Source organism: Flavobacterium sp. HTF (genome assembly GCF_003105115.1).
Classification (GTDB): Bacteria; Bacteroidota; Bacteroidia; order Flavobacteriales; family Flavobacteriaceae; genus Flavobacterium.
This window is the reverse complement of record NZ_QETH01000011.1, coordinates 75767-97255: the sequence shown is the minus strand read 5'-3', so window position 1 is coordinate 97255 and position 21489 is coordinate 75767. Positions and strand designations below refer to the sequence as shown.

17 protein-coding genes are annotated in these 21489 nt (G+C 33.6%); 10 read left to right on the top strand and 7 right to left on the bottom strand.

Annotation, left to right across the window (positions count from 1 at the left end; genetic code table 11):
* The first annotated feature begins 291 nt into the window (after positions 1–291).
* The 9 genes from DCO46_RS05640 (at position 292) to hflX (ending at position 14109) form a co-directional block, all read left to right on the top strand.
* The gene (locus DCO46_RS05640) at positions 292–1434 is read left to right on the top strand and encodes an HlyD family secretion protein (RefSeq protein ID WP_116751585.1); all 1143 of its coding nucleotides are present in this window, start codon (positions 292–294) and stop codon (positions 1432–1434) included.
* Positions 1434–3584 carry a peptidase domain-containing ABC transporter gene (locus DCO46_RS05635; RefSeq protein ID WP_116751584.1) on the top strand — a complete coding sequence of 717 codons (2151 nt, stop codon included), beginning with the start codon at positions 1434–1436 and terminating at the stop codon, positions 3582–3584. The genes DCO46_RS05640 and DCO46_RS05635 overlap by 1 nt, the downstream gene beginning before the upstream one ends.
* Positions 3585–3698: 114 nt before the next feature.
* On the top strand, positions 3699–4769 hold the full coding sequence (locus tag DCO46_RS05630) for an NADH:flavin oxidoreductase/NADH oxidase (RefSeq protein WP_116751583.1): 1071 nt from the start codon (positions 3699–3701) through the stop codon (positions 4767–4769).
* Between the two features lie 162 nt (positions 4770–4931).
* Positions 4932–5972 carry a Gfo/Idh/MocA family oxidoreductase gene (locus DCO46_RS05625; RefSeq protein ID WP_116751582.1) on the top strand — a complete coding sequence of 347 codons (1041 nt, stop codon included), beginning with the start codon at positions 4932–4934 and terminating at the stop codon, positions 5970–5972.
* A gap of 94 nt (positions 5973–6066) precedes the next feature.
* Positions 6067–7284 (top strand): MFS transporter, encoded by a 1218-nt coding sequence (locus DCO46_RS05620; protein WP_116751581.1) that lies wholly within the window; start codon positions 6067–6069, stop codon positions 7282–7284.
* A 219-nt stretch (positions 7285–7503) separates the two neighbouring features.
* Positions 7504–10332: a carboxypeptidase-like regulatory domain-containing protein gene (locus DCO46_RS05615; RefSeq protein ID WP_116751580.1), complete on the top strand. Its 2829-nt coding sequence runs from the start codon at positions 7504–7506 to the stop codon at positions 10330–10332.
* Positions 10333–10352: 20 nt separating this feature from the next.
* The gene (locus DCO46_RS05610; RefSeq protein WP_116751579.1) at positions 10353–11702 is read left to right on the top strand and encodes a DUF5689 domain-containing protein; all 1350 of its coding nucleotides are present in this window, start codon (positions 10353–10355) and stop codon (positions 11700–11702) included.
* Positions 11703–11837: 135 nt separating this feature from the next.
* Positions 11838–12704, top strand: a complete 867-nt coding sequence (locus DCO46_RS05605) for a hypothetical protein (RefSeq protein WP_116751578.1) — start codon at positions 11838–11840, stop codon at positions 12702–12704.
* Positions 12705–12867: 163 nt separating this feature from the next.
* The gene (gene hflX, locus DCO46_RS05600) at positions 12868–14109 is read left to right on the top strand and encodes a GTPase HflX (protein ID WP_116751577.1); all 1242 of its coding nucleotides are present in this window, start codon (positions 12868–12870) and stop codon (positions 14107–14109) included.
* A gap of 165 nt (positions 14110–14274) precedes the next feature.
* Here the strand turns inward: hflX and DCO46_RS05595 are convergent, their stop codons facing one another.
* From DCO46_RS05595 to DCO46_RS05570, 6 genes are all read right to left on the bottom strand, one after another.
* A complete protein-coding gene (locus DCO46_RS05595; protein ID WP_116751576.1) occupies positions 14275–15225 on the bottom strand; it encodes a DUF3078 domain-containing protein in 951 nt (316 codons plus the stop codon).
* Positions 15226–15305: 80 nt separating this feature from the next.
* Positions 15306–15815 (bottom strand): DUF2480 family protein, encoded by a 510-nt coding sequence (locus DCO46_RS05590; RefSeq protein WP_116751575.1) that lies wholly within the window; start codon positions 15813–15815, stop codon positions 15306–15308.
* Positions 15816–15884: 69 nt separating this feature from the next.
* The gene (locus DCO46_RS05585; RefSeq protein ID WP_116751591.1) at positions 15885–16208 is read right to left on the bottom strand and encodes an SUF system Fe-S cluster assembly protein; all 324 of its coding nucleotides are present in this window, start codon (positions 16206–16208) and stop codon (positions 15885–15887) included.
* Positions 16209–16297: 89 nt separating this feature from the next.
* A complete protein-coding gene (locus DCO46_RS05580; protein ID WP_116751574.1) occupies positions 16298–16723 on the bottom strand; it encodes a SufE family protein in 426 nt (141 codons plus the stop codon).
* A 2-nt stretch (positions 16724–16725) separates the two neighbouring features.
* A complete protein-coding gene (locus DCO46_RS05575; protein ID WP_317048038.1) occupies positions 16726–17079 on the bottom strand; it encodes a hypothetical protein in 354 nt (117 codons plus the stop codon).
* An 85-nt stretch (positions 17080–17164) separates the two neighbouring features.
* Positions 17165–18379 carry an aminotransferase class V-fold PLP-dependent enzyme gene (locus tag DCO46_RS05570; RefSeq protein WP_116751572.1) on the bottom strand — a complete coding sequence of 405 codons (1215 nt, stop codon included), beginning with the start codon at positions 18377–18379 and terminating at the stop codon, positions 17165–17167.
* Positions 18380–18599: 220 nt separating this feature from the next.
* Between DCO46_RS05570 and DCO46_RS05565 the strand changes: the two genes are divergently transcribed.
* Positions 18600–19949, top strand: a complete 1350-nt coding sequence (locus DCO46_RS05565; protein WP_116751571.1) for a serine hydrolase domain-containing protein — start codon at positions 18600–18602, stop codon at positions 19947–19949.
* Between the two features lie 154 nt (positions 19950–20103).
* Here the strand turns inward: DCO46_RS05565 and sufD are convergent, their stop codons facing one another.
* Positions 20104–21420, bottom strand: coding sequence for a Fe-S cluster assembly protein SufD (gene sufD / locus DCO46_RS05560; protein WP_116751570.1), 1317 nt, complete (start codon positions 21418–21420; stop codon positions 20104–20106).
* Positions 21421–21489 lie beyond the last annotated feature (69 nt).

Genomic DNA, 21489 nt, shown 5'->3' with positions numbered 1-21489 from the left:
GGTTTTTAATTTTTTAAAATGAAATTAAAAAGCGGCTTTCATTTTCTCTTTGATATTATCTAAACACAAATTATTGATGCTTCCTTCGTGCGTATGTTTGTTTCTTTTGGAGGTTGGTACGTTCCTGCTTCTTATTTGTCAGCCACGGCTTTGTATGTATTTCTAAATGGCATTACTTTTTCAAACATTTTATTTAAAATAATCAGAATTAAAAAGTAATAGTATTTTTTATTTTTTAAAATATTCTCTTTCAAAAACTCAAGAAAGAGAATATTCTTTTTATTTTAAAAAATGAACTTAAGCTCAGATCCAATAAATACTCTTGAAAATCTTATCGCAAAAAACAAATCAAATAGTTTTTCAATCTATTTGATTATAATTATTGCTATTTTGATTTTTTTAGGATTGTTACCTATAATTAAAGTAGATATCAGCAGTCAGAGCCGTGGCATGATTCGCAGTAAAACAGATAATGTTCCTGTTGCAACAATTGTCAGCGGAAGAGTGAATTGGATAGCTTTAAAAAATAATGCTTTTGTAAAAATAGGAGATACTCTTCTAAAAATCTCCAAAGAAAATCTTGAAAGTGATAAAAGAACCCAGGATACATTATCTACTGCTGTTAGTACATTGTTAAAAGATGTTTCAAATCTTTTACTAAATAGGACAACACATTTACAAACTTCTACGGCACGCGAAGATTTATTTAAATTTCAATCAGGAAAAAATGAACTTCAAAGCAAAATCTCACAAGCCCAAATAAATTATGATCGCAATAAAATTCTTTATGATAAGGATGTCATTGCTAAGGCAGATTTTGAAAAATTTGAATATGAATTGCGTGTTGCAAAACAAGCATTACAAAGTTTTATAAGCCAACAAAAAGCGACTTGGGAAAATCAAAAAAGAGATTTAGAAGAACGTTTAAAAAATCTTAACGGAACGGTTACCAAAATAAACGCAGAGTTAAATAATTATGTTCTTTTAGCTCCCATTTCGGGTACTGTAGAGAATTTTTCAGGTATTCAAAAAGGTTCTTTTATAAATGCTTCGCAGTCTATTGCGACCATTTCTTCAGCGGATCATCTTATAGTAGAAAATAATGTTTCACCAAACGACATTGGTTTGATTAAGAAAAACCAAAAAGTAAAATTTCAGTTAGATGCTTTCAATTATAATCAGTGGGGGCTTTTGGAAGGAAAAGTAATTGATATAGACCACAACATTACGGTGCAGAGCGAACAAGCTTTTTTTAAAGTACGCTGTGCATTAGATTCAAAAACATTAAGACTAAAGTCGGGATATAAAACTACTGTTTCTAAAGGGATGACATTAACCACACGTTACATAATTACTCGTAGAAGTTTATTTGATTTATTATTTGACAAAATAGATGATTGGTTAAACCCAAAACAAATTTCAAATAAAAAATAATGGCTTCGATAAAAATCAAACAACACGATATTAAAGATTGTGGCGCTGCTTGTCTGGCATCTATTGGAAACCATTTTAAAGTTAATCTGCCCATAGCCAGAATACGACAGTACGCCAATACAGATAAGCGAGGTACAAATGTGCTTGGAATTATTGAAGCTGCAGAAAAGATGGGCTTTACTGCCAAGGGTGTAAAAGGAGGTTTAGATTCTTTAGATAAAATTCCGCTTCCATCTATTGCCCATATTATAACAAAAGAACAATTACATCATTATGTAGTTATTTATAAAACAGAAAAATCCAAAATTACGGTTATGGATCCGGGTTTTGGGAAAATGGAAATTTACACTTTTGAAGAATTTCAAAAAGTATGGTCAGGTGTATTAATTCTCTTTGCGCCAAATGATAATTTTAAAATTTTAAATGAGAAAACTTCACCAATAAAACGATTTTGGAATTTAATTCAGCCACATAAAATCATATTGATTCAGGCCTTAGTCGGAGCTATGTTATTCACAGTTTTAGGATTGGCAATGTCTATTTATATTCAAAAAATCACAGATTATGTTTTGGTCGATGGTAATAGAAATCTGCTCAATTTATTAAGTGTTTCCATGATTGCAGTTATTTTGCTTCAAGCCTATATTGGATCAAAAAAAAGTATTTTTGTGATGAAAACAGGTCAGTTAATCGATGCTAAATTAATCTTGGGTTATTATAAACATTTACTTCATTTGCCCCAACGATTTTTTGATACCATGCAAATAGGTGAAATTATATCCAGAATAAATGATGCAATAAAAATCCGATCGTTTATTAATGAAGTTGCAATTGATATGATCGTGAATGTTTTTATTGTGATTTTTTCATTCACTTTAATGTTTACCTATTATTGGAAACTAGCTTTAATAATATTGATAATTATACCTTTTTATATAACAATTTATTTCATTTTAAATAAGTTCAATAAAAAAGTAGAAAGAAATATTATGGAAAATGCTGCCGAATTACAAACTCAATTAGTAGAAAGCATTACACATGTGAGAACAGTAAAAGAATTTGGGATAGAAGATTTTACAAATTTAAAAACAGAAAATAAATTTGTAAAACTTTTATTCATTACTTATAAATCTGGTTTAAATGGAATTTTTGCTAATACGTCTACGCAATTTTTAGCTTCTTTATTTACTGTAATTTTAATGTGGATTGGATCTGGTTATGTAATAGACAGAGATATAACTCCAGGGGAATTATTTTCATTTTATGCTTTAATAGGATATTTCACCTCGCCTGTTGCTTCGTTGATAAATATGAATAAAACGGCACAAAATGCATTGATCGCGGCAGACAGACTTTTTGAAATTATGGATCTTGAAAGAGAAGAAACCGAAAATAAAATAGAATTACAAAAAGAAAATTTAGGAGATATAAAGTTTGAAAATGTTTCTTTTCGTTACGGATCTCGTCAGGAGGTTTTTAAAAACTTCACAGCAGTATTCAGAAAGAATGAGACAACAGCAATAGTTGGAGAAAGCGGCAGTGGAAAAACAACGTTAATTTCACTTCTTCAAAACTTGTACCCAATAAAAGAAGGAAAAATTAGCATTGGAAAATATGATTTACAATATGTTTATTATCACAGTTTAAGAAATGTTATTGGAGTAATTCCCCAGCAATTAAATTTGTTTTCCGGGAATATTATCGAAAATATTGCATTAGGAGATTCCTTTCCAAATATTCAAAGAATTTTAGACTTGTCAAAACAATTAGGTATTATTGAATTTGTAGAAAAACTGCCAAATGGTTTTGAAACACAAATTGGAGAAAACGGAGCAATGCTTTCCGGAGGACAAAAACAAAGAATTGCAATAGCCAGAGCTTTATATAAGAATCCTGAAATTTTATTAATGGACGAGGCAACTTCATCATTAGATACTAATTCCGAAAAAATAGTAAAAGACGTAATAGATAAATTTAAATCTCAAGGAAAAACGATTATTGTTATTGCACATCGGTTGAGTACAATTTCAAATGCAAATACAATATTCGTAATGAAAAATGGAGCAATAGTTGAGTCAGGGAATCATTTCGATTTATTAGAACAAAAATCAGAATATTATAATCTTTGGAATAAGCAGAATTTACTTTAAATGTTTGTTAATTAATAAACATTTAGATTTCCAGTTTTAACAAGATGCTGTAACTTTACTATTTTGAACGCTATCATACCCAATTGGTAGCTTAAAACCATTAAAAGTTACATTATGGCTTCATTATTATTTTCTCCACTTTCTATAAAAAAAATTACTTTAAAAAACAGAATTGTTATCTCCCCAATGTGTCAGTATTCTGCAATTGACGGATTTGCAAACGATTGGCATCTGGTTCATTTAGGAAGTCGTGCCACTGGTGGTGCAGGTTTGATTATTCAGGAGGCGACAGCCGTTTCTCCCGAAGCGAGAATTTCTCCTTCTGATTTAGGAATCTGGAAAGACGAACACATTCAAAAACTAAAACAAATCAACGAATTTATTGTTTCTCAAAATTCAATTCCGGGCATACAATTAGCGCATGCGGGACGAAAAGCAAGCGTTTCGGCTCCGTGGGAAGGAAATAAAAAGTTAGATTTCGCTCAGGGTGGATGGCAGACTGTGGCGCCTAGCGAGGTTCCGTATCATGATGGCGAACCATTTCTTCCGGAAGCTTTGGATAAAAACGGAATACAAAAAGTGATTTCCGATTTTAAAACGGCAACAAAAAGAGCCGTTGAAGCCGGTTATCAGGTGATGGAAATTCATGGTGCGCATGGTTATTTATTGCACCAGTTTTTATCGCCTTTAACGAATAAAAGAACAGATGAATATGGAGGAAGTTTTGAAAACCTAATTAGGTTTGTCTTAGAAATCCTCGAAGCCGTTCAGTCAGAATGGCCTTCGGATCTGCCTTTGTTTGTCAGGATTTCAGCAACTGACTGGGCTGAAGACGGCTGGAACCCGGAAGAATCTGTAATGCTTTCTAAAATATTAAAAGAAAAAAACGTAGATTTAATTGATGTTTCGTCAGGCGGATTAGTTTCGCATCAAAAGATTGAGATTAAACCCGGTTATCAGGTTTCTTTTGCAGAAAAAATCAAAAAAGAAGCCAACATCGTTACCAGCGCAGTTGGACTAATTACCGAAGCAAAACAAGCAGAAGACATTTTGCAAAATGGTCTCGCCGATTTGATTTTATTTGCCAGGGAATCGTTGAGAAATCCAAATCTGCCGTTGGATTTTGCAAAAGAATTAAACACCGATATTCAATGGCCAAAACAATATGAAAGGGCTAAAATTTAAATTTTACCAGTAACAGATTAAAAGGATTTTCAATTTGGTTTGCCACAAATTACACAATTGTCACGAATTTTTTCTGCTTTGATTTTAAAAAAGTAAGCAATTAATTTTAGCATACTGATTTGTGTAAATTAGCGAGATTCGTGGCAAAAAAATAAATACAAGATGAAAAAAATAAAAACATCACTATTATCATACGGAATGTCGGGAAAGGTTTTTCATGCTCCGTTTTTGGATATTCACCAGGGTTTTGAATTATTAGGTTCCTGGGAAAGAAGCAAAAAACTCATTCAGGAAGATTATCCCTATGTAAAAAGTTATGCTTCAATTGATGAATTGTTAGCAGACGATGTCGATTTGGTTATTGTAAATACTCCTGTCGGAACGCATTATGAATATGCAAAAAAAGTGCTTTTGGCAGGAAAACATGCTGTTGTAGAAAAAGCATTTACAACAACAGTAGCCGAGGCAAAAGAATTGGCTGAAATCGCTCAGGAAAAAGGTTTGAAATTAGCTGTTTTTCAGAACAGACGCTGGGATAGTGATTTCAAAACCATCCAGAAGATAATAAATGACGGTGTTTTGGGAGATTTAGTCGAAGCTGAATTTCATTTTGACAGATATAATCCTTTGCTAAGTCCAAAGGCACATAAAGAAACGGCCAATGATGGTGCGGGAATTCTAAAAGATTTAGGGCCGCACTTAATAGATCAGGCAGTGGCTTTATTTGGTTCCCCAAAATCGGTTTTTGGTGATATCAGAATTACCAGAGAAAATTCATTAGTAGATGACTGGATTGATTTATTATTGATCTACACTGATTTTAGAGTGAGATTAAAAGCAGGTTTTTTTGTGAGAGAACCTAATCCGGCCTATACAATTCATGGTAAAAAAGGATCTTTTTTAAAGCCCCGCGGTGATGTTCAGGAAGATGAACTAAAACTGGGTAAAAAACCAAATCTGGATTCGTGGGGAACAGAACCCGAAACGCTGCAGGGATTTTTGCATACAGAAACTGACGGAAAAGAAATTCGTGAAAAAGTACCGACACTTCAGGGAAATTATTTCAGTTTTTTTGATGGAGTCTACGATTCAATTGCCAATAATAAAACAGAGCCCGTTACCGCACAGGACGGAGTAAAAGTAATGCAGATTATAGAAGCTGCTATTGCCAGTAGTGAACAGCAAAAAGTAATTAATTTATAAACAATAACGTTATAAATTTCGAATCAGGCTTTGCGCATTACAGTATCAGATAGCTTTTTAGTATTTTTGAAATTATCACAAAAACAAACCAAATATGCTGGGGAATTTTAATCCATTATCTCTTTTTCAGACCAAAGGTAAAATCAAGAAAGTTTTCAGAGAAGCAAAAGCTTCTTATCTGAACAGGATTCGTTTTGCTGTTGGAATGTTTTATTTTGGGATGGGTTTAAGTTTTGCCACCTGGGCCAGTCGTATTCCGGATATTAAAACAGCGCTGCATCTGACCGAAGGAGATTTGGGTTCTATCCTTTTTGCTTTGCCAATGGGACAATTGGTCGTAATGCCTTTTTCAGGAAAAATGGTTACGAAATTTGGAAGTCATCGCATTTTAATTTTTTCTTTGATAATGTATGTTTTATGTCTGGCCAATTTAGGTCTGGCCACTACAGCATTACAATTGTCTTTGGGCTTGTTTATGTTTGGATTATTCGGAAACTTAGCCAACATCGCCGTAAATACTCAGGGTGTCTACACTGAAGTTCTTTTTAAGAAAACGATTATGTCATCATTTCATGGTATGTGGAGTTTTGCCGGATTTACAGGTGCGCTGGTAGGATTAGGAATGCTGGCTTTAAATCTAAACCCGTTGCACCATTTCTTAATTGTGGGTGTAATTGTACTACTTATGGTTGCCTTCAATTTTAAATTTTTGGTCAGAGCCAAAGAAAAAATAAAAGACAAAGGACAAAAGAAAAAATTATTTACCAAACCAGACAGTGCTTTGCTTTGGCTCGGCGTAATAGGTTTTTGCAGCATGGCGAGCGAAGGCGTAATGTTTGACTGGAGCGGAGTTTATTTTAAAGATATTGTACAGGCTCCGGGTCCTTTGGTAGTTTTAGGCTATACTTCTTTTATGATTATGATGGCCAGCGGACGATTTTTAGGTGACGGATTAATCAATAAATTTGGCCGCGAGCGTGTGATGCAAATTAGTGGTGTTATGATTTCTGCCGGACTTTTTACTGCTGTTTTCCTTCCTTATATTATACCCTGTACAATTGCCTTTATGCTTGTTGGTCTGGGTGTTGCTACCATTGTCCCTACAGTTTACAGTATGGCAGGAAAAAACCCTACTGTTCCTCCAGGAGAAGCACTGACCATTGTCTCAAGCGTTAGTTTTCTTGGTTTTTTAATGGGACCTCCTATAATTGGGCATATTGCGCAAAATTTTGGACTGCAGTTTTCTTTTGCTTTTATCGGAATTTTTGGTGTTCTGATTGCTTTTATGGTTTCTAAAATCAGAACGACTTAAGACAAATATTTGAAAATCAAATAACTATTTACAAAATAGAGTATAAAATTATATTTTTTAAAATAAATTAACAGGAAAAATATGATTATAAAAGATATTATTTATCTTTGAATCGACTATTTTTCAAAAACCAATTTATCCTTTGATGTAAAACAATCAGGATGTTTAGACATAAACATTTTAATTCTAACAATTTATCAAAGTTTATTGGTGTTTTTTATGAGAAAAAAGTACTTGATGTTTTTTATTTTATTGCCTTTTAATATTCTTTTTGCACAACAGGAAACTATTATTTCAGGAATAGTAATAGAAGCAAAAACACAAAATCCATTAGGAAATGTAGTAGTCAGTATTCAGAATTCTTCTGTCACTCAACTTACCAAAACAAACGGAAAATTTACAATTCATTCTTCTCTCAAAGGAGAACAATTACTTCTGTTGCATAGTAATGGATATAAGGATTTGCTTTTAAAAGTCAATTTAAATTCAGATACTAATCTTGGGATTTTACAGCTGGAAGAAAATTTTTCAGATGAAATACCCGGCACTTTAATTTCATTATTAGAAAGTGATCTGACAGACGATAATAGTTCTTCTGAAATGACTTCAGGGCTTTTGCAATCGTCAAAAGATGCTTTCTTTCAGGCTTCTGCTTTTAGTTGGGGACAAGCCAGGTTTAAAATTCGTGGTTTAGACAGTGAGAACGGAACTATGATGCTCAACGGAATGCCCATGAATAAAATTTATGACGGAAGGCCGCAATGGGGAAATTGGGGAGGATTAAATGACGTACTTAAAAATCAGGAATTCTCAGTTGGTGCTGCTGCTTCAGATTATGTTTTTGGTGGAATATTAGGAACACAGCAAATTTACACACGAGCTTCAGGTTATCGTAAAGGCGGAAGAATTTCATTCTCCGGAAGTAATACTACATATAATTGGCGGGCGATTGGCACGTATGCTTCGGGAATCGGTTCTTCGGGTTGGGCTTATGTAGTTTCGGCAGGAAAACGAATTGGAAACGAAGGTTATTTTGAAGGGACAAACTTCAATGCAGAATCTTTTTTTATAAGTGTCGAAAAAAAATTAAATGACAGGCATTCTCTCAATTTTACCGGGTTTTATACACCCAATTCGCGCGGTAAAAATTCAGCAAATACAAATGAAGTTACCGGGGTAACAAACAATAAATATAACTCCTATTGGGGCTGGCAAAATGGAGAAAAAAGAAATGCAAGAGTCAAAAATATAGAGGAGCCGCTACTCATGCTCAATCATTACTTTAGGATAAATGAAAAAACAAACCTGAATTCCGGTATAACGTATCAGTTTGGTAAAATAGGAAATACTAATATAGATTACCAAAATACAAATAGTCCGGATCCAGTTTACTACCGAAAATTACCAAGTTATTACACATCACTATATGCAAAAGATAAAGGCGAATTTTCGGGAGATTTTACGCCAGATTATACAAAGGCTGAAGAAAATAAAGAATTGTTTTTGCAGAATTCACAAATTGACTGGGAGACAATGTACAGGACAAACCAAAAGCCAATAATAAATAACGGAAAAATTTCAGGTTATGAGCCGGCACAAAGCCATTATGTTTTGTATGAAGACCGGACAGATGATAAAACTTTTGCAGCAAACACAAACTTAAATAGTAAACTCACAGATAACAGTTCTTTTTACGGTGGGATTAGCTTTAAAAATTTGAAATCACATCAGTTTCAGCATCTTTTAGATTTATTAGGAGGTTTATATTTTGAAGATATAGATCCTTTTTACAGTGGTAATCAGGCACAATCTGATTTGCAAAAACCATATCGTCTGGTAAAAAAGGGTGACACTTATGGATATAATTATAATCTTCTGGCAACGACAATTGAAGCATTTACACAGTTTAAATTCAATTATAAAAAAATAGATGTATATCTGGGTCAATCTTATTCTGTAACCGACTATCAAAGAGAAGGATTGTATCAAAACGGAATCTATCCGACAACATCTCTTGGAAAAAGTCAAAAAGTGAATTTTGAAAATTTCGGTTTCAAAGGCGGATTTACCTATAAAATCTCAGGAAAAGAATGGTTGTATTTTAATGGAATGCATCTTACAAGAGCGCCTTCACTTCGAAATACTTTTTCAAATTCCCGACTCAACAACTCTATTGTAGACGGAATTGAAAATGAAAATATCAGTAGTGCTGAGGGAAATTATGTCTATCATTCACCGAAACTTAAGGTTAGGACGACGGCTTATTTTATTTTGATAAAAAACACTGCCAGAACTTCCTTTTTTTATGCAGAAGGAATCTTTGATAAAGGCGCCGGTTATAATAATACGGATGCTTTTGTAACACAAACCCTGACTCATCTTGACAAGAAAAATATTGGTGCCGAACTGAGTTTTGAATATCAGGTTTCGCCAACTTTAAAAGCAACCTTATCTGCTGCGTATGGAAATTATATTTATAACAGTAATCCGAATGTCTCGATAACTAATGATGCAAATGCAGGTAAAGAAAATACGCAGGCGACTTTTGATTTTGGCAAATCATATCTTAAAAATTACAAGCAGCCAGGAATGCCACAACAAGCTTATTCATTTGGACTGGAATACCGGGATCCAAAATTTTGGTGGCTCAGTGCCAATATTAATTATTTAGCAGAAAATTATATTGATGTTTCGCCAATTGCCAGAACAGATCGTTTTTATAAAAATCCTAAAAACAGTTTGATATTTTCGGAAGCGACGGAAGAGCGGGCAAAAGAGTTATTAAAGCAGGAAAAATTTAACCCTGTTTCTTTATTAAATATTTCGGGAGGCAAATCATGGAACGTATTTGGAAAATATATCGGACTCTTTGCCAGCGTCAATAATCTTCTGAATGTTTCTTATAAAACAGGAGGATTTGAACAGGCACGCAATGCCAATTTCAGGGCTCTTAATCAGGATATTTCTAGTGGTACACCATCCTTTGGTGCAAAATATTTCTATGGATATGGAAGAACTTATTTCATAAATCTAAGTATTAATTTATAAAATTTTAAAACATCCCATATATGAAAAATATACTCTTAAAATCTTTTTTAGCAATACCATTATTGTTTTTATTTGCCTGTAGTAAAGAAGTTGAAATTCCAAAATTAGAATGCACACAGCCCAATCTGGCCGTAAATCAAACGGTAGAAAAAGTAAAAGATCTTTCGGGCTCAGTGCCAAAGCAATATAGTTTTGATGATATTATTGAAGGATATGTAATTTCTACTGATGAAGGAGGTAATTTTTTCAAGACGATTTATCTGCAAACAATGGCTACAGACAGGAAACCGGCAACAGGATTGAATGTTCCGGTTGATGTCACAAATACCTATGTTGATTTTCGAATAGGAAACAAGGTGTACATTAAACTCAAAAATCAATTTACAGGTTTATATTACGGCGGTTTGCAAATAGGCAGTTTGTATATTAGTAATTCAGGAGAACCTACGATAGGAAGGATTTCTAAAAATGATTATAAAAATGTGCTGAATGGTTCATGTACGCTTGTTGATGAAAATCAACTTGTTGAATCTGTTTCTGTTGAAGAAGCATTAAAGGATAACAGACTGAATACTCTGATTGAGCTCAAAGACGTTCAGTTTGCAGAAGAAGCAATCGGCAGGCATTATTTTGAGGAATCAAACAATATTGGCGGTGCTACAAATTGGAATTTAACAGACAAAACCGGTAATCAGATTATTTTCAGGACCAGTAGTTTTGCGAATTTTGCATCTGGTTCAGTGCCTCCCGGAAGCGGAAAAGTACGAGGTATCCTCACAAAATATGGTTCGGATTATCAATTGATGGCGAGATACGAAAGTGATCTTGTAATGGAAGGAAAAAGAAGTATTCCGTTGTTTTATGAAGATTTTCAATCGGTAAAAAACAATGTGAATTTTGCTCTTCCGGGTTGGAGTAACATAGTAGAAAAAGCGACCAAATTATGGAAAAGTATGCTGTATTCAGGAAATGGTTATGCCGAATTTAATACGACAAGCACAAGTGCTGCTGAAAATATTGCATGGCTGGTTTCGCCGAAAATTAATTTAGACGGTTATAATAATGCTGTTTTATCTTTCAGAAATGCACAACATGATTTAAAAGTGGACTCACCATTAAATTCTTTAGAAGTTTACGTGTCAACGAATTTTGATGGCTCCAATATTACAAAAGCCAAATGGACAAAGTTAGACGCAAAAATTGCAAATTTGTCTACACCTGCACGCCAGTTTATAACTTCTGGAGGTATTGACTTATCATCTTATAAAGGAAAGATAAATATTGCTTTCAGGTATATTGGATCCGGAAAAGACAAAACATTAAATGGTGCTTTTATGGTAGATGACGTAAAGATTTTTGGAGAAAAATAGCTACAAATTTTTTGATAGTCAAAATAAAGTATTGATTTTAAGATAATTATTTAAAAATAAATACTTTTTGAACCCGATACTGTTGATTTTTATAGGAATTTTGTATTTTGGCTTTCCCAAATTGATACAAATACCATGAAAAAAATCTACTTATTGGCCATCTTAATGATGGTATTCCCAAGTTTGTTGCATAGTCAGGATGCTCCTCCGGTTAAATTAAAGCAAATCAACATTGTAAAAACAAATTACCAAAACTATAAAGACGGTGAAATTGTAAACAAAACAATTGTATTTGCTGATGGAAAAATACAAACAATTACCACTTCTGATGTTATCCAAAAATTCTTTTATAATAAGAATGGATTATTGGATATGACTGTAAAAGAAAAAGTTGGAAGCGACTGGAAAGAAGTTATCAATTATACTTATGATGCAGATAATAACATTATAAAATTTGTAAATAAATATCATGAGGGTAATGATTACATCACTAAAACAGTAACTTTTGTTTATGAAGGTGCCCGCATAAAAGCAACAACCAAAAAAAGTACCAACCACCAGAATTTGGTTGATGACATCGAATACATTGTTGAAAATGGTATTATTGTAAGACGAACATCACGTGACAGAAATAAAGCCATTATCGGAAAAATAGAATATGTTTATGTAAATGATAATGTTGCAAAACATAAAGGTTTGGTTGGTGATAAAATTTCTAAAACCTATACTTATGACGATAAAAAATCGGTTGATCAGTTAATCGTTCAGAACCTGTTTGGAGATAACTATAAAATTATTGTTCCGATGATTTCTTATCATGAAGATGAGTTTAGCTTTGAAACGATTTCATATAACAACGAAATGAATTTTAGCCCTTCGTCTACAGCATTGGTAGCCGTAAGCAGAAAATACAAATACAATAAACTGAATTTCCCTATCTCTTGCTCTCAGATTGAGGAAAACGGAATTGTAAAAACAGAGAAAACCTTTATTTACGAATAAAGATTTTTCCAGATCTTTTTTAAAACCATTTAGAAATTATTCCTAATTTTTAAATGGTTTTATTTTTACAGGAAAATGAGACATTCATAAATTGAACTTAAAAACAAAATTCTATAAGTGTTAGTGTCTTACAAATTATTAAATTTGCATCTTATTCAAAGATATGTTAGAAAAAGAAGTTATAAATTTTGAGAAAACGGCCATTGTTGGTATTGTTACTCAAAATCAAAGTGAAGAAAAGCTTAACGAATATTTAGACGAATTAGAGTTTTTGACCTTTACCGCAGGAGGTGAGGTGATTAAGCGTTTTTCTCAAAAAATGGAACGTCCAAATCCTAAGACTTTTGTCGGGACAGGAAAAATAGATGAAATCAATCTTTTTGTAAAAGAAAATAATATCTCAACCCTGATTTTTGATGATGAATTATCGCCATCTCAGCAAAAGAATATTTCTAGAATTATTGATTGTAAAATTTTAGACAGAACCAATTTGATTCTGGATATTTTTGCCCAAAGAGCCGAAACTTCATACGCAAGAACTCAGGTAGAACTGGCACAATGTATTTATTTATTACCAAGACTTTCCGGTTTATGGACACACCTTGAACGCCAGAAAGGTGGTATTGGTATGCGTGGGCCTGGAGAAACGGAGATTGAAACAGACAGACGTATTGTTCGTGACAGGATTTCGTTACTGAAAGATAAAATCAAAACGATCGACAAACAAATGAGTATTCAGCGTAGTAATCGTGGTGCGATGGTACGTGTGGCGCTTGTAGGTTATACCAATGTTGGAAAATCGACTTTGATGAATGCGATTGGTAAAAGTGATGTTTTTGTAGAGAATAAATTATTCGCAACTCTTGATACAACAGTTAGAAAAGTGGTAATTAAAAACCTGCCATTTTTACTTTCTGATACGGTAGGTTTTATTAGAAAACTGCCAACCCAATTGGTAGACTCTTTTAAAAGTACGCTGGATGAGGTTCGCGAAGCAGATTTACTTTTGCATGTTGTAGATATTTCACACCCGGATTTTGAAGATCATATTGAATCTGTAAACCAGACTTTATTAGATATCAAAAGTAATGACAAACCAACTATTATGGTTTTTAATAAAATTGATGCCTATAAACACCTAACGATAGATGAAGACGATCTGATCACTGAGAGAACAAGAAGACATTACACATTAGAGGAATGGAAACAAACCTGGATGAGTAATGTTGGTGAGAATAATGCGTTATTTATTTCGGCAACCAATAAAGAAAATTTTGAGGAATTCAGAGAAACGGTATATGAAGCTGTCCGTCAGATTCATATCACGAGATTCCCTTATAATAAATTCCTGTATCCGGATTATAAGGATGCTGTTGAAAAAGAAGAAGAAGAAGAGCAGGAATAAATTACCGCGAAGAGCGCCAGGATAATATAAAAGTATCTTCACAAAACACAAAGTTCGCAAAGCTAAATTTACATACAGCTTTGCGAACTTTGTGTTTATATAAAACCTAACTTATAAAATCTTGGCGCTCTTTGCGGTAAAATATAAGCGGTTTTCAGTTTCAAATTAAAATCCGAAGTTAACTCCTAAACCAAACACTTCTCTCGTTTGAAATCCCTGAAAAGCATTATCATCATAAATTGCCTGGAAGTTTAAATTGGCTGATAGAAATCTATTCACTTTCATGATAATATTCAAAGAGTAATTGATATCTACATTTTGAGGGTCTTCTAAATAATTAGAATATAAATTCAGTGTATTCTCAGCGGTTACATTTGTCATTATGGCAAGTTTGTAATATACAGAAGAATAAAAACCAAGTTCGTAACGCATAGTTTTGTTGGCATCTACACCAAAATAAGCCCCATCTACATACGGCAAACCTGTTTCCTGATCTATTGCAGATGTGTAAGCACCATCGACAAAAGTGAATTTTGACGTTAATGGTGCAAAGTTAATTTTTAGATTTTCATCTTTTGACCAATAGATACCCGGACCTGTGGTTAAATAACCCGGAGACATAAATTGCGTATTTTTTGTCCGGATTTCTTTGCCATTTTCATCTTTTCCGTATAAATAACCGATAGAAAACTGGGTTCTGAAATTCAGGAAGAAAGAATAATACCATTCTCCAAAAGCTCTTTTTCCGACAATTGAATTAAATTCTAAACGGTCATCAGTCTTTTTCTCGAAATCGGCTGTTTTAGTTTGTAAAAGCCCGTAAGAAGCCAGGATTTTATTATCCCAGGTTATGTCGTCTTTTTTATAATTGAAGTCGTAATTGATTCCTAAAGTTCCTGAGAAGCTATCTTCACCTCCGGCAATCCAGTTATTAAAGCTGGACTGATTTAATAAAAGAGATACTGTCCCTTTCGCTTTCCAGCCTTCTTCTTCAATAGTATCATTGATTTTTTTTACAGCTTTCTCTGTATTTTGAACTAATTCTTTTTCTGAATTTTGGGCTTGAACAAAAGTAATATTTGCTAAAACGAAGAGTAGTATAAATATCTTTCTCATGGTATTTAGTTTAAGTGTATATTAACAAATATACTAAAAACCAAGCAGATTCTGTAGGATTAATTGGGTATTGAAGTACGCTATTTCTTAGATTCTTTGTATAAAGGTACAGCAGAACAAGCCTCTCCGTACATAATACTTCTTGCAAAAGGCTGTAAATAAGTTGTGGCTAAAATATAAGCGCGCATCGGAACCGGTTTCTTTGAACATCCTTTTACAATAACGGGTTTGTTTTTGTATTCTGAATAATCGATTTTGCTAAGGATTTCTTCGTACAAACTTCCGTCCAGATCTTCAATAGTGCCGTTGACTACCTTTTTTGCATAAGGTGCCAGATGAACTGCAACTAAAATTGATGCCCAAGTAGGAACAATAGCATCTGTGCTGCAATTTACAGCCACATACTGATCCTGATACTGAGTCCAGTCGTGATTTTTCAAATGTTCTCTAAAGTCTTTTTCTTTCAATAAAAAACCTTCCAGAAGCCACTGTGAAATATCAATTTGCACACGCATTCCTTTAGGATAATAATCCTCAAGATCAAAAACTTCTAAAGCGCTATTGGCAACTTTATTGATGATTTCTTCCATATGAAAAGTTTAGTTTCAGGTTTCAAGTTTCAGGTTGCGTAACCTGAAACTTGAAACCTGAAACAAATATTAAAGCATTCCTAATTCTAATTTTGCTTCTTCACTCATCAAATCCTTACTCCAGGGCGGATCGAAAGTAATTTCTACGTCTACATCTTTGATGTTTTCAATACTTTTTACTTTCTCTTCCACTTCTCTTGGTAAACTTTCCGCTACCGGGCAGTTTGGAGATGTAAGTGTCATCAGGATTTTTACTTCGTAATCTGTATTTACCATTACGTCGTAAATCAACCCTAATTCATAAATATCAACAGGAATCTCAGGATCGTAAATTCCTTTTAAAACTTTTACAATTGATTCTCCTAATTCGTTTGTGTCTATTTCTTGTTCCATTGTTTTTGTTTTTTCACCATATAAGTAATATAAGTTCATTTAAAGCAAAACTTAAATTTTCTTATATTACTTATATGGTTTAAAATTTCTTAATTTTTGTTTTTTGCATCAAAAGCTAAAGCGTACATTTTGATGTTTTTGATCATCGAAACCAAACCATTTGCGCGTGTAGCAGATAAATGTTCTTTTAATCCAATTTCGTCTATAAATTCAGTGTCAGCATTTATAATATCCGAAGCTTTTTGATTAGAGAAAGCACGAATTAAAATTGCAATGATTCCTTTAGTCAAAATAGCATCACTGTCTGCCGTAAAAACAATTCTATCATCGTTCTGTTCTCCTTGCAGCCAGACTTTAGACTGACATCCTTTGATTAAGTTTTCGTCTTTTTTATATTCTTCTTTTATAAGAGGAAGACTTTTTCCTAATTCGATGATGTATTCATAACGCTGCATCCAGTCATCAAACATTGAGAATTCGTCTATTATCTCGTTCTGAATTTCTTTTATCGTCATAATTATTCTTTCGTAAAATCTACTAGCAGGTTTACCAGTTTTTCAATTTTCTTTGGAGGAAAACCGTTGTCAAAACCTTGTGTTTCGTAGGTTTTACCGTTTGTTGTTATTTTTAAATTTCCTATTGCTGCACCGTCATAGAAACGCTTTTCGGTTGGAGCTTTTAATGTAGCGAGACTGTCTAAGTTTATTTTAGAAAACTCATCTACAATTTTATTCCATTTTGCAGCATCTATTTTGCTTTGTACAGCTTCCTCATTTCTGCCATTTGTGACAGATACTGATTCGTTTTCAACAAGGATTTTTTTATAATATCCTCTAGAAAGAGCCGAGTATTCAATTTGAGTAGATTTCATGTCTGTTTTTTTTTGACTGCAGCAGCCAGTTGCTATAAAAACAGTTAAAAGTAATAATGATATTATTCGCATATATTTAATTTTTTTAGCTTAACATTGTTTGTGCTTTTTTAACGGCATCGACCATTAAATCAATTTCTTCTTTGGTATTATAAAAAGAAAAAGAAGCACGGATTGTTCCGGGAATACAGAAGAAATTCATAATAGGCTGTGCGCAATGATGTCCGGTTCTAACTGCAATTCCTAACTTATCGATAATGGAACCAATATCATACGGATGAATACCATCAATATTAAACGAGATTACAGAAGCTTTATTTTTTCCTGTTCCGTAGATTCTTAAACCTTCGATTTCAGATAAACGATTTGTAGCGTATTTCAAAAGTTCATTTTCATATTCGTGAATGTTCTCAAAACCAACGCTGTTTAAATAATCAATTGCAGTTCCTAAAACAATTCCGCCCGCTATATTTGGTGTTCCCGCTTCAAATTTATGAGGAAGATCGGCGTAAGTTGTTTTCTCAAACGTAACTTCTTTAATCATTTCGCCACCGCCCTGATAAGGAGGAAGTTTATTCAGCCATTCTTCTTTTCCGTATAAAATTCCGGTTCCGGTTGGGCCGCACATTTTATGACCTGAAAAAGCATAAAAATCGCAATCTAATTCCTGAACATTTGGTTTTAAATGCGGAACTGCCTGCGCGCCGTCAATTAAAACAGCAGCACCAACAGCGTGAGCTTTATCAATGATATATTTAATTGGGTTAATGATTCCCAATGCATTTGAAATATGATTAACGGTAACGACTTTCGTTTTTTCTGAAAGCAGCGCATCAAATTCTTCAATAATCAACTCTCCGTTTTCATTAATTGGAATCACTCTTAAAGTGGCTCCGGTTTTTTCACATAACATCTGCCAGGGCACAATGTTGCTGTGATGTTCCAAAGAAGAAACAATTACTTCATCCCCAGGTTTTAGAATTGAAGCAAAACCGTTTGTTACTAAATTAATTCCGTGTGTTGTTCCGGAAGTAAAAAGTACTTCGTGAGCATGTTTTGCATTGATATGATCTTTTACTTTACCACGAGAAATCTCGTAAGCATCAGTAGCTAACTGGCTTAATGTGTGAACGCCACGATGAATATTGGCGTTAATTTCCTGATAATACTTTACTTCGGCATCAATTACAATTTGTGGTTTTTGCGAAGTAGCTCCGTTGTCGAAATATACTAATGGCTTTCCGTTTACAGTTTGTGAAAGTATCGGGAAATCAGCTCTTATTTTTTGAATATCTAGCATGTCTTATTTAGAAAAAATCTATTTACAAAAGTACTAAAACTAAATTGGTTTCTACGGCAATTCTATAATTTCCTTTTATAGCACCATTGATTGCAGGCCTAAATGCTGATTCCTTAAAAATCAAATCCCTTTTCTGAATTATCCGAACCAGAATTATAATTTGACTTCTAAAATCATGAACATAAATTATTTATATTGCATTAAAAATATCTAATACATCATGAAAAAAATTCTCAAAGTACTTCTGCTTGTTTTGGTTCTTGCCTTTTTGTATTTCGGATTTACCACTTATCCAAAGCTGGATTTAATCTCCGGTTTTTCGGCTAAGAGTGTAGCATCAGGACATTTTCTGGATAATCGCCCCTTAGACTTAATTCAGAAAACGGACAATGATATCGATATGATAGATTTGGCGGAAAATTCAATTAATGATGCGGGAAAATTTGCTGTTTCTTCTGTTTATGGACTGAAAGAACGAAAAGCGATTTACAGAGAAGGTCTTGGGGCAACTTTGATCAATGATAATTTTGATGCTTCAAAGCCTTACTTACTTCCAAAAAGAACAAAATTGGTCAATAATCTTCCTTTTCCATATGGAAATAATGAACCGAAAGATTCCGTTTTCGCAGATGTTGATTACTCAAAATTAAAAAAAGCTATTGATGATTCTTTTGATAAAAATGGTGGAAAAACAAAACGTACACGTGCCGTTGTCGTTTTATATAAAGATAAATTGATTGGTGAAAAATACGACACGGGTTTCAATAAAGACAGCAAAATTTTAGGCTGGTCGATGACAAAAAGTATCACAAGTTCGGCTTTTGGAGTTTTGGCGAAACAAGGAAAAATCGATATTTACAAACCAGCACCAATCAAAGAATGGCAAAACGATGAGCGTAAAATTATTACGATCAATGATTTGCTTCACATGAATTCCGGGTTAGAATGGGAGGAAAATTACAGTACCATTTGTGACGCTACAAAAATGCTTTTCCAGGCAGAAGATATGGGAAAAGTACAATTGGATAAGCCGGCTCAGTTTAAGCCCAACACACATTGGAATTATTCATCCGGAACAACCAATTTATTGTCTCTGATTTTGAGAAGACAATTTAAAACACAACAGGAATATCTTGATTTTTGGTACAGCGCCATAATCGACAAAATCGGAATGAATTCGATGATCGTCGAACAAGATATGTCTGGCACTTTTGTAGGTTCATCTTACGGTTGGGCAACGCCAAGAGATTGGTCGAAATTTGGATTATTATATCTTCATAAAGGAAATTGGAACGGCGAACAAATTCTGGACGAAAGCTGGGTAAAATACACAGCAACTCCAACCAATACTTCTGAAGGAAAATATGGAGCGCAATTTTGGCTAAATGCCGGAGGAAAATTTCCAGATGTTCCACGTGATATGTTTTATTGCAGTGGATATCAAGGACAAATGGTGGCGATTATTCCGTCTTTAGATATGGTAATCGTGAGAATGGGAGTGAAGGAAGAGGAGCCGGGATTTGATTTTAATGGGTTTTTGAAGGGGATTATTGAGAGTGTGAAGAAATAAAAATTGTTCCCTTCCTGCAAGGTTTCCAAAACCTTGTAGGTATAGAAACGTAAATAATACCTACAAGGTTTTGGAAACCTTGCAGGAGTAGCAAACAAAAAAACCGATAAACTTTAAAAGCTTATCGGTTTTTTGTCTTTATAAATAGAATCTGCTACAAATCAAATCCTAAATTCACGCCTAATTTCATGGCAATGATTTTAGTAATTCTTTGTTTTAATTCTGGTATTTTAATGCTTTCGATCACGGCATTTGAGAATGCGTACATCAATAAAGCTTTAGCTTCTTTTTGAGGAATTCCACGAGACTGCATATAGAACATTGCTGTTTCATCCAACTGTCCAACGGTACAACCGTGCGAACATTTTACGTCATCTGCAAAAATCTCCAATTGTGGTTTTGCGTTGATTGTAGCTTTATCGCTCAATAAAATATTGTTGCTTTTTTGGAAAGCATTTGTTTTTTGAGCTTCTTTTTCTACCAAAACTTTTCCGTTGAAAACTCCTGTCGAACGATCAGAGAAAATTCCTTTATAATCCTGGAAACTTTCGCAATTTGGCGTTGCGTGGTTGACCAAAGTATAATGGTCAACGTGTTGTTTGTCATTTAAGATCGAAATTCCGTTTAACGTACTGGTTAATCTTTCACCAAAGTGATAGAAGTTTAAGTTGTTACGAGTTAAATTTCCACCAAAAGAGAAAGTATGAACATAAGCATGACTTTCTTGTTGTTGCGAAACGTAAGTGTTGTCAATTAAATTGGCTTCACTATTATCGTTTTGAATTTTATAATAGTCAACAATCGCACGTTTTTGAGCAAAAATCTCAGTAACCGAATTGGTTAAAACCGGATTTTCATTCAAACTTTGGTGACGTTCGATAATTTGAACATGTGAATTTTCACCCACAATTACCAAATTTCTTGGCTGAACCATTAAAGCCGCTTCGTTTCCTGTTGAGAAATACATAATCTCAATTGGTTTGTCAGCCACTTTTTTCTGCGGAATATTGATAAAAGCACCTTCACTTGCAAATGCAGTATTCAATGAAGTCAAGCTATCATCTTTACTGGCGATTTGATTAAAGTAAGTATCAATAATCATTTTATATTTTGGCTTGGTCAATGCCGATGACATCAAGCAAACATCGATTCCGTCATGCGTTGTAGAAGACAAATGCGAACTAAAAACACCGTCGATAAATACTAATTTGTAAGTATCAATTTCGTGTAAAAAGTATTTTTTTACCTGATTAAATTCGATTGCATTTTCCTGCTTTGGAAAAACCGTAAAGTCATTTTTTAAGATGGCATTTAGCGATGTATATTTCCAAGCTTCTTCTTTTTTGGTTGGGAAACCTTTATTTTCGAAGTTTTTTAAGGCATTTGTGCGTATGTCATGTAAATCTGAATGTACATCGACACGCTCTTCAAAAGCCATAAAAGACGATACTAATTTTTCTTTTAAATCCATTGTTCTTTTGTTTCCTTCGGTGTTTCAGGTTTCAAGTTTCAGGTTGACTGCTGGAACTTAATTCCTTTG

What these genes read in the sequence shown, in the direction of transcription:
- hflX (WP_116751577.1), top strand. Translation starts at nt 12,868, where the DNA reads ATGTTAGAAAAAGAAGTTATAAATTTTGAGAAAACGGCCATTGTTGGT.
- DCO46_RS05615 (WP_116751580.1), top strand. Translation starts at nt 7,504, where the DNA reads ATGAGAAAAAAGTACTTGATGTTTTTTATTTTATTGCCTTTTAATATT.
- sufD (WP_116751570.1), bottom strand. Translation starts at nt 21,420, where the DNA reads ATGGATTTAAAAGAAAAATTAGTATCGTCTTTTATGGCTTTTGAAGAG.
- DCO46_RS05610 (WP_116751579.1), top strand. Translation starts at nt 10,353, where the DNA reads ATGAAAAATATACTCTTAAAATCTTTTTTAGCAATACCATTATTGTTT.
- DCO46_RS05585 (WP_116751591.1), bottom strand. Translation starts at nt 16,208, where the DNA reads ATGGAACAAGAAATAGACACAAACGAATTAGGAGAATCAATTGTAAAA.
- DCO46_RS05640 (WP_116751585.1), top strand. Translation starts at nt 292, where the DNA reads ATGAACTTAAGCTCAGATCCAATAAATACTCTTGAAAATCTTATCGCA.
- DCO46_RS05590 (WP_116751575.1), bottom strand. Translation starts at nt 15,815, where the DNA reads ATGGAAGAAATCATCAATAAAGTTGCCAATAGCGCTTTAGAAGTTTTT.
- DCO46_RS05635 (WP_116751584.1), top strand. Translation starts at nt 1,434, where the DNA reads ATGGCTTCGATAAAAATCAAACAACACGATATTAAAGATTGTGGCGCT.
- DCO46_RS05620 (WP_116751581.1), top strand. Translation starts at nt 6,067, where the DNA reads ATGCTGGGGAATTTTAATCCATTATCTCTTTTTCAGACCAAAGGTAAA.
- DCO46_RS05580 (WP_116751574.1), bottom strand. Translation starts at nt 16,723, where the DNA reads ATGACGATAAAAGAAATTCAGAACGAGATAATAGACGAATTCTCAATG.
- DCO46_RS05575 (WP_317048038.1), bottom strand. Translation starts at nt 17,079, where the DNA reads ATGAAATCTACTCAAATTGAATACTCGGCTCTTTCTAGAGGATATTAT.
- DCO46_RS05595 (WP_116751576.1), bottom strand. Translation starts at nt 15,225, where the DNA reads ATGAGAAAGATATTTATACTACTCTTCGTTTTAGCAAATATTACTTTT.
- DCO46_RS05570 (WP_116751572.1), bottom strand. Translation starts at nt 18,379, where the DNA reads ATGCTAGATATTCAAAAAATAAGAGCTGATTTCCCGATACTTTCACAA.
- DCO46_RS05565 (WP_116751571.1), top strand. Translation starts at nt 18,600, where the DNA reads ATGAAAAAAATTCTCAAAGTACTTCTGCTTGTTTTGGTTCTTGCCTTT.
- DCO46_RS05630 (WP_116751583.1), top strand. Translation starts at nt 3,699, where the DNA reads ATGGCTTCATTATTATTTTCTCCACTTTCTATAAAAAAAATTACTTTA.
- DCO46_RS05625 (WP_116751582.1), top strand. Translation starts at nt 4,932, where the DNA reads ATGAAAAAAATAAAAACATCACTATTATCATACGGAATGTCGGGAAAG.
- DCO46_RS05605 (WP_116751578.1), top strand. Translation starts at nt 11,838, where the DNA reads ATGAAAAAAATCTACTTATTGGCCATCTTAATGATGGTATTCCCAAGT.